Source organism: Vibrio sp. VB16 (assembly GCF_015594925.2).
Taxonomy (GTDB): Bacteria; Pseudomonadota; Gammaproteobacteria; order Enterobacterales; family Vibrionaceae; genus Vibrio.
In genome coordinates this window covers 3,218,786-3,232,731 of sequence record NZ_CP087590.1, presented here as the reverse complement: position 1 = coordinate 3,232,731, position 13,946 = coordinate 3,218,786, and the positions used below count along the sequence as shown (strand labels likewise).

Annotated in this window: 11 protein-coding genes; 4 read left to right on the top strand and 7 right to left on the bottom strand. The window is 42.0% G+C overall.

What is annotated here, in order from left to right:
* The first annotated feature begins 6 nt into the window (after positions 1-6).
* Positions 7-2,007: a methyl-accepting chemotaxis protein gene (locus IUZ65_RS14705; RefSeq protein ID WP_195704428.1), complete on the top strand. Its 2,001-nt coding sequence runs from the start codon at positions 7-9 to the stop codon at positions 2,005-2,007.
* A 114-nt stretch (positions 2,008-2,121) separates the two neighbouring features.
* The gene (locus IUZ65_RS14700; RefSeq protein ID WP_195704427.1) at positions 2,122-2,901 is read left to right on the top strand and encodes a glycosyl hydrolase 2 galactose-binding domain-containing protein; all 780 of its coding nucleotides are present in this window, start codon (positions 2,122-2,124) and stop codon (positions 2,899-2,901) included.
* 17 nt (positions 2,902-2,918) lie between these two features.
* Here the strand turns inward: IUZ65_RS14700 and IUZ65_RS14695 are convergent, their stop codons facing one another.
* From IUZ65_RS14695 to pepA, 5 genes are all read right to left on the bottom strand, one after another.
* Entirely contained in the window at positions 2,919-3,824 is a 906-nt protein-coding gene (locus IUZ65_RS14695; protein WP_195704426.1) for a bifunctional helix-turn-helix transcriptional regulator/GNAT family N-acetyltransferase, read from the bottom strand.
* A 117-nt stretch (positions 3,825-3,941) separates the two neighbouring features.
* Entirely contained in the window at positions 3,942-4,334 is a 393-nt protein-coding gene (locus IUZ65_RS14690) for a DUF2061 domain-containing protein (RefSeq protein WP_195704425.1), read from the bottom strand.
* A 205-nt stretch (positions 4,335-4,539) separates the two neighbouring features.
* Positions 4,540-7,410, bottom strand: a complete 2,871-nt coding sequence (locus tag IUZ65_RS14685) for a valine--tRNA ligase (protein ID WP_195704424.1) — start codon at positions 7,408-7,410, stop codon at positions 4,540-4,542.
* A gap of 112 nt (positions 7,411-7,522) precedes the next feature.
* Positions 7,523-7,975 (bottom strand): DNA polymerase III subunit chi, encoded by a 453-nt coding sequence (locus tag IUZ65_RS14680; protein WP_195704423.1) that lies wholly within the window; start codon positions 7,973-7,975, stop codon positions 7,523-7,525.
* An 80-nt stretch (positions 7,976-8,055) separates the two neighbouring features.
* A complete protein-coding gene (gene pepA, locus IUZ65_RS14675; RefSeq protein WP_195704422.1) occupies positions 8,056-9,564 on the bottom strand; it encodes a leucyl aminopeptidase in 1,509 nt (502 codons plus the stop codon).
* Between the two features lie 191 nt (positions 9,565-9,755).
* On the opposite strand from pepA, the gene lptF reads away from it, so the two are divergent.
* Both lptF and lptG read left to right on the top strand, forming a co-directional pair.
* The gene (lptF, locus tag IUZ65_RS14670; RefSeq protein WP_195704421.1) at positions 9,756-10,865 is read left to right on the top strand and encodes an LPS export ABC transporter permease LptF; all 1,110 of its coding nucleotides are present in this window, start codon (positions 9,756-9,758) and stop codon (positions 10,863-10,865) included.
* A complete protein-coding gene (lptG, locus tag IUZ65_RS14665) occupies positions 10,858-11,928 on the top strand; it encodes an LPS export ABC transporter permease LptG (protein ID WP_195704420.1) in 1,071 nt (356 codons plus the stop codon). The genes lptF and lptG overlap by 8 nt, the downstream gene beginning before the upstream one ends.
* A 98-nt stretch (positions 11,929-12,026) precedes the next feature.
* Here the strand turns inward: lptG and IUZ65_RS14660 are convergent, their stop codons facing one another.
* Entirely contained in the window at positions 12,027-13,412 is a 1,386-nt protein-coding gene (locus IUZ65_RS14660) for a TRAP transporter large permease (RefSeq protein WP_195704419.1), read from the bottom strand.
* A complete protein-coding gene (locus IUZ65_RS14655; protein ID WP_195704418.1) occupies positions 13,399-13,941 on the bottom strand; it encodes a TRAP transporter small permease subunit in 543 nt (180 codons plus the stop codon). Before IUZ65_RS14655 ends, IUZ65_RS14660 begins: the two co-directional genes overlap by 14 nt.
* Positions 13,942-13,946 lie beyond the last annotated feature (5 nt).

Genomic DNA, 13,946 nt, shown 5'->3' with positions numbered 1-13,946 from the left:
TTTGTAATGCATTTGTCATTGATACAGCGAATTACCTTGGGCTTTATAACGGTAACCCTTTTTGTCCTTGCGATAAGCACCTCTGCTTATCTTTCTCAAGTGAGTATGTCTAAACAGTTAAAACTTACAGCATCTACGTTGACTGGGTTGCTTGACCGATCGAATGTTCTTACTCAGCACCTTCAGGATGTAAACCGTTCCATGTTGGTTCACGCGAATAGCGAACAAGAAGCGCGTAGAACGGAATTGAGGTTAGCTCTAGGAAACGCGAAGCAATCCTATGGTGAAACCGTCGCACTTCTGGAAACTGAATTATCTGACTATCCACAACTTGTTACCAAACTGAATAATCTTGATGGTAACGCGACTGTATTTATCAATGGTGCAAATCAACATCTGGATATTCATGATCAGAGAACCTCTGCTCGTTCAGTTGCGACTAAAGAACTGAATACATTTGATGAAGAGTGGTTGTTTTTCGAACAAGATATCAATGATCTAATTTCCGATGCGAAAGCGGATGAAATGCAACAAGTCGCATGGGATCTTGAATTCTTACTTACCCAAGGGAAGGGGGCGGCTGGATATCTGCAGAAAGTCTTGTCTATAGTAAAAGAACAAGAAGTAAATGCGTTCAAGAGTGAATTGTCAGCCTATTTAGAGCGCTTTAGTGAAAAAGCCGATCGTATCATAAAGGCGATGCCTGAATCTGAAGACATCGTGGCGGTATATCGTGATTTGCTACAACACAATATTGTTAATTCAGAAGGGTTACTGCAACAGCATCTAATATTCATCGAGCTCAATGAACAAAGTACGATGCTGCTCGCACAGATTGCTCAAGAGGTGGATGCCTTGTTATCGGAATCAGTCGTGATTATTTCTGATATCCGTTCTCTATCTGAGTCAGCATTAAAAAATGCTGAAGAGGAGGCGTTCGACTCATTAATGATTAACCTGATTTTGACCGCTATTTCAACGCTACTGGCTGTCATCATTACCTTTACTGTCGTGCGCTCTATTAAGAAGCCTTTATTCTCTATCATGGAAGCGATTGACAAACTCGCCAGTGGTGATTTAACGCATAAAATAAGCGAAAGTTATCAGTCTGAACTAGGACTTATTGCGGACAATATTAATGGCCTAAGTGACAAATTAAGTGGGTTGATCTCGCAAATACAATCATCAGCCGAAACAGTCAGTGGTGTGGCTGATGAAAGTCATGCGATGAGTCAAAAGACAAATCATAAAGTAGAAGAACAGAGCAAGCAGACAGACTCTATCGCGACAGCGGTAACAGAAATGGAACATGCGGTAAAGGAGGTGGCATCACACGCATCAGAAACCAGTAGAGAAGTCGATGAAGTCACGCTGCAAGCGCAATCGAACATGGAGAACATGCAGAAGAACTTACGCTTTGTGAATCGCCTTCAAGATTCATTAGATGAAGCAACGCAGGTTATCAGCCAGCTCTCAATTCAAAGTCAGCAAATAGGTGAAATACTCACGGTTATTCAGTCCATTTCTGAACAGACCAACCTTTTGGCATTGAATGCTGCTATTGAAGCTGCTCGTGCAGGTGAACACGGACGAGGTTTCGCTGTTGTAGCCGACGAAGTTCGTTCTTTGGCAACAAGAACACAACAATCAGCCAATGAGATTGGTGAGATGATAGACAGCTTGCAAGGAAAAGCCGACCAAGCCGTAGGAATAGTAGAAAATAATCTTGTCCACGCTGAGCAATCGGTTAAGCAAACGAATGAAACGAGCGATTCACTGGAAAACATGCTTTCTAGCCTAACGCACATCAATGACATGAGCCGTTCAATTGCGACCGCTTCTGAAGAACAAACGGCTGTTGCCCAGGATGTGGCTAAGAATATTGTTCACATATCGGATATGACAATGAGTATTGCAGAGGATGCGAAAGAAGCGGCTCGTAATAGTGAGTCGTTGAATCAACTTTCTAGTGAGCAAAGCCAACTAATTGCTCAATTTAAGATCTAAATAAGCAAAAGGGCAGTTTGAATCAATTAGGTCAATTTTTGTCTAGCGACAAATGCTATGCCATTTATCAATATTTACGTATACTGGCAAAAATTGATCTAAATCAAAGATAATATGCAACTACCACTTGCTGGACGCTGGCAACTATCACCTTTAACCGACCTTTCTATCCCGCAAGGAGATATCATTTTTCCGGCACCTTTTAGTCAGATATTACCTAAGCAATTGATTGAGTCGCAGATACAAAATCAAGAATGGCATTTAATGCACGATATTGAAGTGGATGAGAAAATGCTTAGTTTTCCTGTGGTCGATTTTATTATCGGCGGTATCGATTTTTATGCCGAAGTTCGAATTAATGGTGAGGCTGTTTTTGATTGTGATGGCTCAGAGCTGACCTACCGAAAGGATATTCAACAACATTTACGTCTAGGTCGGAATCGAATTGAGATTTTGTTTTTAGAGCAAGAAGATGACTGGTTGTTAGATGAGGATAGTCTTTGCAGTTTGGGTGGGGCATTACCGCGTAAACGAGACTCTAGATTAGGGCTCTGGGAAACCCCTTATTTACATTTTATTCGACATGTACGACTCGATTACATTTCCACTGAGCAAATTTGGCATCATGGGGGTGGATGCGAGTTTAAAGTGGATCTCTTTTATCACGTCTATGCAACAGGGTTAGTTTCTGCATCGGTTAAGTTCGATGGTATGACTTATCAGATACCGCTTGATATTAGAACGAATCAAGCGACGGCGTTATTTCAAGTGGAGGCACCAAGGTTGAACAAAGATAACCACTGGTACTTATTGGAAGTAGAACTTGATGAGCAAAAGCAAACTCATCAAGTTGGCCTGAACCCTAACCTGAATGTTGAGCATTATCCAGTTTAAGGAATGAAGGCTGCTGTTTATAGCTTTTTAAGCATGCGCACTTCGCAATCGGTATGACCAGTATTGCCCATGGGTTTATCAACAAGTTCAAAGCCTAGCGATTTATAGAGCGCAATTGCTTCGACAAGGTTATCGGTCGTTTCTAGATACATCTGTGAAAAGCCGATTGCGCGGGCTTGTTTAAAGCATTTCACGGCCAATGCGCGCGCGAGTCCTTTCCCTCGAACCTCAGGTAAAAAGTACATTTTTTGTAATTCACAAACAGATTCGTCCCCTGTTAGTGGCGCAAATCCTGCGCCACCAAATATCTTCCCATTTTTCTCTATTACCCAATATTGGCTGTTTTTTGCATCGTAGACCTTAGATAGGGCGTCGAGAGTGGGATCGGCAACGCTAAATCCTTTGTCTTCAGTTAGACCATATTCAGCAGATACTTCTCTAATGACAGAGGCTAATTTTGAGTCATCAACGGGCTTTATGTCTCTGATAATGAAAGAGGATTGAACTCTAGATAGTGATAATGCTTTGATGTATTTTGCTAAACTTGATTCGATAAGTTCTAGTTCATCATCATCAAACTGGTCAATAACTGTCTGAACCTGTTTGTTTCTTGAGTTTTCAATTTGATTCAGAATCTGTTCGCCTTTTTGTGTTAAGCGATACAAGTGACAGCGTTTATCATCGGGATTAACGATTGATTCTATTAGTAGTTGTTTTGCAAGAGAAGTAAGCGTTCGGCTTGCGTTTGGCTTATCAATACGCAGTTTTAAAGCTATTTGGCTAATAGTCGAGAGCTCCTGCCCTAGCTCAACCAATGTATGAATTTGTACTGGGCTTAAACTAAAGTCGCCATAGTGTGTATCCAGAGCGCCCAGACTACGGACAAGATCTCTAGAAGCCTTTCTGAGTTGCAGTTTTTTCATTATTATTTTTTATTTTGTTATGATATGAAACCAATATGGTTTTATATCATAACAAAGTCAATAGAGAGAAGTATCAGGCTTGAGTAGTATTATCAGTTAAAGCTAATTTAATCCTACTTAAGCGAGTTTGGTCATTGTTGTCGTCGCAATATGATGTCGACGTAACCAAATTTTTTCGTGGAAATAATAGGCAACAGTATTAATGCTTGGTTCAATCAATGCCATGATTCCACCAATTAACGCATCGCCAGTAAGAAGGTAGGTCACAACAAAAGCAACATTAAAATGGATCAGAGCAAAGCTTGCTGTTTTGGTCTGTGTTTTGTTTTCATTGCGTTTTAGGAAAGCAACTTGGTTCCAGGCTTTTTCATGGAAATAGAAGGCAATGGTATTGACTGCTGGCTCTATCAGTGCAATTAAGCTACCTAATAAAATATCGCCAGTTAAGATGTAGGCAACGGTTAATGCAATGCTGAAGTGCAATCCCGCGAATGTCATGGTTTTAAGCATAATGGTGCTCTCTCATTTGAACGAATAACTGAATACACAAACAGTATTGATAATTACTCTCATTTGAGCAAGAGGAAAATAGTTATTTGTTTGATAGGTTATTTCGATGAGAAATTTTGAAGTAGGAACAAAAAAGGCTGGCTTTGAGGGCCAACCTTTTGACTTATATTAATCTGACTTAGAAGCGAACAATAATGTGGTTCTACTAGAGTGCTGCGATTGTTGCTTTTTGTTCTTCAAGTTTTATTAGTGTTTCTTGGTAAGCGTTGAGCTTTTCACGCTCTTTAGCCACTACGGCTTCCGGCGCTTTCGCAACAAAGCCTTGATTGCTAAGTTTGCCGCCTATGCGCTTGATCTCACCTTGAATTCTTTTTACTTCACCTTCTAAGCGAGCCAGTTCCGCATCTTTATCGATTAAACCTGCCATAGGTATCATCAATTCAGACTTCGCCACAAGTGCGGTCGCACATGCCGGTGTCGTTTCGTTCTCTGCGAGAACCTTAACGCTCTCAAGTTTTGCTAAAGATAGAATAACAGTCAAGTTATCGGCTAGACGTTTCACGTCCGTGTCGTCGGCCGCTTTTAGCATGACTTCTAGTGGTTTGCTTGGCGCAATGTCATATTCTGCCCGCAGGTTACGAATACTAGAAATAAAGGTTTTCACCCACTCGATATCTGCAATCGCTTCTTCATCGAACTTGTCTTCTTCGAATTGAGGCAATGCTTGATTCATAATAGTTTCACCTTCTACACCAGCAAGGGGTTTAACGCTCTGCCAGATAGACTCAGTGATATATGGGATGACAGGGTGCGCAAGGCGTAGTGTCTTTTCAAGAACCGTAATCAACGTATAGCGAGTTGCCATCTGCTGTGCTTCGGTACCTTTCCATAAAACGGGTTTCGTTAGCTCTAAGTACCAATCACAAAATTGGTTCCAGATAAACTCATAGAGGGCATTTGCAGCCATATCCAAACGGTAGTTTTCGATATGCGTATTGAATTCTTTTGCGGCAAGCTGGAATTGAGACTCTATCCATTTATCGGCAAGAGAAAACTCTAGGTTTGCAATGTCTTCTTGGGATAGTGTTGTCCCGCAATCTTGGTCTTCTGTATTCATCAATACATAACGACTTGCGTTCCATAATTTATTACAGAAATTACGGTAACCTTCCAGGCGTTTCATGTCCCAATTGATATCACGGCCAGTAGAAGCCATTGCCGCGAGAGTGAAACGCAGGGCATCTGTTCCGTATGGTTCAATACCACCTTCAAATGTTTTCCGCGTATCCTTTTCGATTTTCGCTGCCAATTTAGGTTGCATCATGTTGCCGGTTCGTTTCTCAACCAGCGACTCTAGATCGATGCCATCAATCATGTCGATAGGGTCAAGTACGTTGCCTTTAGACTTAGACATCTTATCGCCGTTTTCATCGCGAATAAGACCAGTCATATATACCGTCTTGAATGGTACCTGTGGCTTGCCGTTTTCATCTTTAATGAAATGCATCGTCATCATGATCATGCGAGCAACCCAGAAGAAGATAATATCGAAACCAGTGACCAACACTTCGGAAGGGTGGAATACTTTCATATCTTCTGTTTCAGCGGGCCAACCTTGAGTACCAAAAGTCCATAACGAAGAAGAGAACCAGGTATCTAATACGTCGTCATCTTGGCGAAGAACAATGACAGGGGCAAGGTTATTTTTACTGCGGACCTCTTCTTCTGTACGACCTACATACACGTTGCCATCATTGTCATACCATGCAGGGATACGATGGCCCCACCACAATTGACGCGAAATACACCAATCTTGGACGTCACGCATCCAGGCGAAGTACATGTTTTCATATTGCTTAGGTACAAACTGGATTTCACCATCTTCTACTGCTTTCGTTGCTGTCTCTGCTAATGGGGCGGCGCGTACATACCATTGGTCAGTCAGCATCGGCTCGATAACTACACCACCACGATCACCATAAGGTACCGTAAGCTGATGGTCTTTGATTTCATCAAGTAGACCGAGTTCTTCAAATTCAGCCACAATCGCTCTACGAGCAGCAAAACGTTCCATGCCTTGATATTTTTCAGGGATCGCATCGCTATATGCGTTGCTTTCTTCACCTTTTGTATCAAAAATCTCGGCGGCATTGCGAATATCGCCATTAAATGTGAGGATATTAATCATCGGCAGACTATGGCGTTTACCTACTTCATAGTCATTAAAGTCATGTGCTGGGGTGATCTTTACGCAGCCAGTGCCTTTTTCCATATCGGCATGCTCGTCACCTAAGATAGGAATACGGCGGCCAACGACAGGGAGAATGATTTCTTTGCCAATGAGATCTTTATAACGAGGATCTTCTGGATTTACGGCGACACCAGTATCGCCCAACATGGTTTCTGGACGAGTCGTTGCGACAATAATGAACGCTTTGCCATCGGCTGTTTTAGCACCATCAGCAAGTGGATATTTGAAATGCCACATGTGGCCATTTTTATCTTTATTTTCGACTTCAAGATCAGAAATTGCTGTGTGTAATTTAGGATCCCAGTTAACCAAACGCTTGCCGCGATAGATTAAGTCTTCTTCATAAAGACGTACAAATACTTCTTTAACCGCATCAGAAAGTCCATCATCCATGGTGAAGCGTTCGCGCTCCCAATCGACGGAGGCACCTAAGCGACGAAGTTGCTTAGTGATCGTCCCACCAGATTCCGCTTTCCATTCCCAAATTTTATCAATGAATGCATCTCGACCATAATCGTTTTTGGTCTTGCCTTCTTGGGCGGCGATTTTTCTTTCCACAACCATTTGTGTTGCAATACCTGCGTGATCGGTACCCACTTGCCAAAGCGTGTTTTTGCCTTTCATACGCTCACAACGGATTAAGGTATCCATGATCGTATCTTGGAAAGCGTGCCCCATATGCAGGCTACCAGTGACGTTCGGCGGTGGGATCATGATGCTGTAAGCTTCTTTAGATGTATCACCGTGTGGCTTGAAATAGCCTTTCTCTTCCCATGTTTGGTATAGAGATTGTTCAATCGATTGTGGGTTGTATGTCTTTTCCATAGCGTCTTTTAATGGATACTTTTCGTTGATTTGGAATTAAGTACGGATCTTATAGGAGCATCACCTTAAAGAAAGTGGCCTCGCACAACGAGGATACCTATAAGATCATAAATTAGTGCTGATGATCGATATCAATAATTTGCATTTGATACCCAGCTTGGCGGTAGAGCTTATACCTTTCACGGGCAGTTTGCTTCGCTTTTTCATCATAAGGAACGAAGTCTATCACTTGAGCAAAGGTTCCCGCAAAGTTTGTGTTATCTTTCGCCAAATTAATCACAAGCTGGCGATTCCAACTTGGTCGCAGTTGGCTATAACCTATCTCAATTGAAGTGCCATTTTTTGGGCCTTCACCAATAAGATTATGGGGTAGAAAACAGTCGGGCTCTTGTTGCCACAACCGCTCATCCCAATATAACGACTTTTCTTTGTTTTCCGCATTTATGTAGAGCTTAACACCTTGGTTATGAAAATGTTTTAACAGGAAAAGTACATAGGATTCAAACCCCTCATTACTGCATTGAGGAGAATCGGCCTGAACGATATAAAAAGTGGCTGTATTCATGTTCTGTTGAGCCTGCAAGATTACTTAGGTATCACGACAAAAGAAAAGGGCCTTTCGGCCCTTTTACTTAGATTGAATATCTACTCTTCAACCTCTTGGCCGCTACGGTTAAGTAGAAATTGGACAAGGAGTGAAACGGGTCTGCCCGTAGAGCCTTTGGCTTTGCCTGACTTCCAAGCAGTCCCGGCTATATCGAGGTGCGCCCAGTTGTACTTTTTCGCATAGCGAGACAAGAAGCAACCAGCGGTAATAGTACCAGCAGGTCGTCCACCAATATTCTGCATATCTGCAAACGGACTCTCCAATTGTTCCTGATACTCGTCCGCCATTGGCATACGCCATGCTCTGTCACCAGCCTGTTCAGAGGCATTAACTAATTCATGTGCAAGTGGATTGTGATTTGAAACTAAGCCACTGATATGGTGACCAAGTGCCATAACACATGCACCCGTTAACGTTGCCACATCAATAACACACTCAGGGTCAAAACGTTCAACATAGGTTAGCGCGTCACAAAGCACCAAACGACCTTCAGCATCTGTATTTAGTACTTCAACGGTTTGGCCAGACATCGTGGTTAAGATATCACCTGGGCGATAGGCATTGCTGCCTGGCATGTTTTCACAACCAGCAAGAACAGCAACAACATTGATCGGTAATGCGAGTTTAGCAAGCGCCTTCATCGTACCAAAAACAGAAGCCGCACCACACATGTCATATTTCATCTCGTCCATAGCTTCGCCAGGTTTGAGAGAGATACCACCAGAATCAAACGTTAGTCCTTTGCCAATTAAGACAATAGGTTTTGCATCGGAGTCTGGATGACCTTTGTATTCCATTACTGACATCATTGATTCATTGCTAGAGCCTCGACCAACGGCTAAGTATGATGTCATACCTAGTTTCGCCATTTCTTCTTCACCAATTATTTTTGATGTGATGGATTGGTAGTCGTCACCTAAACGGCGAGCTTGTGATGCCAAATAAGCAGGGTTAGCTACGTTAGGTGGCATATTGCCAAGATCTTTAGAGGCTTTAACACCCGACGAAATTGCTAAGCCGTGGGTAATGGCCTTTTCACCTAGATTTAATTCACGTCGAGTCGGTACGTTAAACACAAGTTTACGCAGTGGACGGCGTGTTTCTGGTTTGTTGCTCTTAAATTGGTCAAAAATGTACAGACCGTCTTTTGTTGATTCAACAGCTTGACGTACTTTCCAGTATGTATCTCGTCCTTTAACGTGTAGCTCGGTAAGGAAACATACTGCTTCCATAGACCCAGTTTCGTTTAAGGTACTGATGGTTTTTTGAATAATTTCTTTGTATTGACGCTCGCCTAACTCGCGTTCTTTACCACAGCCGACAAGAAGTACTCGTTCAGACAACACGCCTGGAACGTGATGCAGAAGTAGCATTTGGCCTGGCTTACCTTCTAGATCTCCACGACGAAGTAGAGAGCTGATATAACCATCACTGATCTTATCAAGCTGTTCAGCCACTGGGGAAAGTCGGCGAGGTTCGAATACGCCCACAACGATACAAGCACTACGTTGTTTCTCGGGGCTGCCACTTTTTACACTGAACTCCATGTAAACTCCTACTAGTTAAAGACAAACAGAACTAAATGTTAGATAATCGCCGTCTACTTTGTTCCAAATTGAACTAAAATAAACAAAAGTTGTTCAATCAACATTGAGTCATAATTTGATAAAATAAAAGGTTCATCGAGAAATTATAGTGATTAGAGTAAAAAAACAAGTTTTCTATAGGGTCTTTTAACGTGATTATTGTCAGATATTTGATCCGCGAGACAATCAAAAGTCAAATTGCGATCTTTTTCGTACTATTCTTGGTGTTTCTTAGTCAGAAGTTTATCAGTATTCTGGCTCAGGCATCAGATGGTGATATCCCTGCTAGTCTGATTTTGACTTTGGTAGGCTTAAACATGCCTGCGATGGCAGCAATGATTCTGCCGTTAAGTATATTTGTTGGCATATTAATCACTTTTGGCCGTTTATATGCCGAAAGTGAGATTACTGTAATGAATGCTACCGGAATGGGTAATAAATTTCTCATTCAAGCTGCACTTTATTTGGCATTAATTACGTCGATATTAGCTGGGTTAAATACACTTTGGTTAACACCGTGGGCTTTAGATAAACGTGTAGAGACCATGGAGCAATTATCTGCTGATAATAGCGTTGACCTGCTTCAAAAAGGGCAGTTTCAACGAACTCCAGATGGTTCCGCCGTCGTATTTATTGGCGATCTTAAAGATAAAAAATTGAGTAACGTATTCGTTGCCCAGATTATTCCCAAAGACTCTCTTCTTCCCAGTGTCATGATCGCAGAATCTGGTCTAGCAAAAGAGCTTGAAGATGGGAGACAAATCCTTTCGTTATACGATGGCTCACGTTATGAAGGTTTGCCAAGACGTCTTGACTACATGATAACTGATTATGAAGAATATGAGGCGTTGATTGGTCAAAGGGAAGTCACCAAAAAAGGGCGTGACTGGGATGATTTACCGACGCTAACACTGATCAATAACCCAGACAAAAAAGCGCAAGCAGAATTGCAATGGCGACTATCTTTAATAGTCTGTATACCGTTATTGACCCTCATCGTTATACCGTTGTCAGCGGTTAACCCACGACAAGGCCGCTTTGCCAAAATGGGGCCAGCGATTCTTATCTATATGACCTATTTTCTTGCGCTTAGCGCCAGTAAGTCAGGTATAGAAGGTGGTGGGCTTCCTGTTCTTATCGGGATGTGGCCTGTGAATCTCTCGCTGCTTTTTGCGGGTTTAATCCTCAACTATATGGATAGCGTCCCTGTAAGACGATTTATCGATAATTTTAAGCAGAGAAGGTTGGCTAAACGTGTTTAAGATATTCGATCTCTACATTGGTAGAACCATCATTGCGACAACCTTTCTAACGTTATCCACTTTAGTTGGGTTGTCCGGCATTATTAAGTATGTTGAGCAACTTAGAAAGGTTGGCCGAGGTAGCTATGATCTTGTTCAAGCGCTTTATTTTGTGCTACTCGGTATGCCTAGAGATATCGAGATGTTTTTTCCTATGGCGACACTACTTGGGGCATTGATTGCTCTTGGTATGCTGGCGTCTAGCTCTGAGTTAACGGTAATGCAAGCCTCTGGTTTTTCTAAGTTAGATGTTGGCTTATCTGTGTTAAAAACGGCAATACCATTAATGATTATGGTGATGGCGTTAGGAGAATGGGGTTCTCCTCAGACGATTAAAATGGCGCGTGAATTACGAGCATTCTCCATTTCTGGCGGTACGATTGTTTCGGTAAGAAGTGGCGTGTGGGCAAAAGATGCAGATAATTATATCTATATTGGGCGCATTGATGATAAATCGCTAAAAGCATTAACGGTTTGGCAGTTTGATAAGGACAAAGACCTCAATACCATTATCTATGCCAATAGTGCCGATTATATTGGCAATAATATTTGGCAGATGAAAAACGTCCAACTTACTTATCTAAAGGATAATATCCAATTATCTAAAAAGGATCTTAAAACTTATGACTGGAAGTCGACGATAGAGCCAGACAAATTGGATGTGGTAACGGTGAAACCAGAAGAGCTTTCTTTGTCTGGTATTTATGATTACGTTAATTATCTCAAAGCTTCAGAGCAGGATGCTGCTAGGTATGAGTTGGCATTTTGGCGAAAAATGACTCAACCGCTGTCTATTGCCGTTATGATGTTAATGGCCCTCTCATTTGTGTTTGGTCCGCTGAGGACTGTCACGATGGGGGCGAGGATTATTTCTGGTATTATCGCCGGGTTTACGTTCTACATTTCCAGTGAATTTTTTGGGCCGCTTAGCTTGGTGTATCAAATCCCGCCAATTGTCGGTGCTGTGGCGCCGAGTCTTCTGTTTTTAGCGCTCGCAATTATACTGCTACGGCGAAAATTGTGACGAAAAAAGGGGCAACTGGATATAATAAGTAGACTATAGGGGAGGTCTTTGCCCACTGTCTATAACCAGTTGCCCGCTTAACTATCTGTTGTCACCTATTAGCCATAAGCGACACTTGGAAGCCAAAGTACCAACTGAGGCCAAATCACAAGACAAACCAGAGCCAGAATCTGAATAAAGATGAATGGCATCACACCTTTGTAGATATCTTTGAGTTCGACACCTTCTGGACAAACGCCCTTTAAATAAAACAGAGCAAACCCTACTGGTGGTGTTAAGAAGCTTGTTTGTAAGGCCATTGCAACTAACATGACAAACCATACAAGGCTTGGATTATCCACAACGCCATGACCATCGAGCTCAATACCCAGATTTGAAATTACAGGGGCTAAAAGCGGTAGCGCAATCAAGGTGATTTCAATCCAATCTAAAAAGAAACCAAGCAAGAAAACAATGAATAGAATGAAAGCAATAATGCCATAAGGTCCAAAGGGTAAGCCGCTTAAGAATGACTCTATTAGTTCGTCACCACCCAATTCTCTTAATACTAAGGCAAAACAAGAGGCACCAAGAAAAATCATGAAAATATAAGCGGTTGTTCCGAAGGAAGAGAGCAAAACTTCTTTCATTACTTTTAAGCTCAGTCTTCTATTATAGGCGGCCAACAATGTTGCTCCCATGGCGCCAATACCTGAGGCTTCAGTTGGGGTGGCTATCCCTGCGAAGATTGATCCAAGAACAATAAATATCAAGATAATGGTTGGAGTAATGTCTTTAAATACTTGAAAAATAATGCTCCAGTCCACAGGTTCAACATCATGAGGTACCGGGGCTTTTTCAGGGTTAAGCTTGCCGACGACTAAGATATAAATGATGTACATTGCACCTAGTAATAGGCCAGGGAAAATAGCGCCCATGAAAAGGTCACCAACAGATAATCCAAGTTGATCAGCCATAATCACTAACATGATAGAAGGAGGGAGAAGTATCCCTAATGTACCAGCGGAAGCGATGGTACCTAGCGCTAAGGGTAAGTGATAACCCTGACGCATCATGGTAGGCAAAGACATAACGGCAAGCAAAACGACAGAGGCACCAATGATGCCAGTGGAAGCGGCCAAAATAATACCAATTGCCATCACCGTAATCGCTAAACCACCATGTACCTTTCCAAATAGCTTTTGCATGGACGACATCAGTTTTTCAGCTATTCCAGATTTATCTAACATGTTTCCCATAAAGATAAACATAGGGAGTGCAACCAAAATCCAGTTGTCCATGATCTTATAAATACGATTAACTACAAGACCTAAACTTGTGTAATCGAGCCCTGTAAAAGTATCCAAATAAATATCAGCAAAATACCCTACAGCAGCAAAAATAACGCCAATGCCTCCCAATACATAGGCGACAGGAATACCCGTAAAAAGAAGAACAATAAACGAGCCAAACATGGCGATTACAATCCACTCATTCGCTTCCATGTTGTGCCCCTTTAGCTAATGTTTCAATATTTCGTAAAATTCTTGCGATTATTGAGAGTAAAAGAAGTGTAAAGCTGACAGGAATAACGCTTTTAATTAACCAACGATATGGCAAACCTGACGGCGAGGAAGAGCTCTCATTGACTCTCCATGATTCGTAGGCGAAATCGTAAGAGTGTAAAATAACAATGATGACGAACGGGATGGCAAATATGGTCAAACCAAGCATGTCGACCAATGCTTTCTTCTTTTCGCTAAACTTGTGGTAAAAAAGGTCAACGCGAACATGAAGATTACTAACTTGCGCGTATGCGGTACCAAACATTACTGCGGTCGCATATAGATGCCATTGCAGTTCTTCTAGCTGGATTAGGCCGCTAGAGAACACCTTTCTCAAAACGACTTGAACAATAATAACCAGCACAAGAATTAAGTTGGTCCAAGCGACAAACTTGCTTATCGCATTGATGCCATTTTCTATGTGCAGATAAATGGGAACAGAGGGCGGCGACGATACAACCTTACTCATGGGCT

Excerpts from the sequence above, each read along its gene's own strand:
- IUZ65_RS14705 (WP_195704428.1), top strand. The coding sequence starts at position 7 with ATGCATTTGTCATTGATACAGCGAATTACCTTGGGCTTTATAACGGTA.
- IUZ65_RS14700 (WP_195704427.1), top strand. The coding sequence starts at position 2,122 with ATGCAACTACCACTTGCTGGACGCTGGCAACTATCACCTTTAACCGAC.
- IUZ65_RS14695 (WP_195704426.1), bottom strand. The coding sequence starts at position 3,824 with ATGAAAAAACTGCAACTCAGAAAGGCTTCTAGAGATCTTGTCCGTAGT.
- IUZ65_RS14690 (WP_195704425.1), bottom strand. The coding sequence starts at position 4,334 with ATGCTTAAAACCATGACATTCGCGGGATTGCACTTCAGCATTGCATTA.
- IUZ65_RS14685 (WP_195704424.1), bottom strand. The coding sequence starts at position 7,410 with ATGGAAAAGACATACAACCCACAATCGATTGAACAATCTCTATACCAA.
- IUZ65_RS14680 (WP_195704423.1), bottom strand. The coding sequence starts at position 7,975 with ATGAATACAGCCACTTTTTATATCGTTCAGGCCGATTCTCCTCAATGC.
- pepA (WP_195704422.1), bottom strand. The coding sequence starts at position 9,564 with ATGGAGTTCAGTGTAAAAAGTGGCAGCCCCGAGAAACAACGTAGTGCT.
- IUZ65_RS14660 (WP_195704419.1), bottom strand. The coding sequence starts at position 13,412 with ATGGAAGCGAATGAGTGGATTGTAATCGCCATGTTTGGCTCGTTTATT.
- IUZ65_RS14655 (WP_195704418.1), bottom strand. The coding sequence starts at position 13,941 with ATGAGTAAGGTTGTATCGTCGCCGCCCTCTGTTCCCATTTATCTGCAC.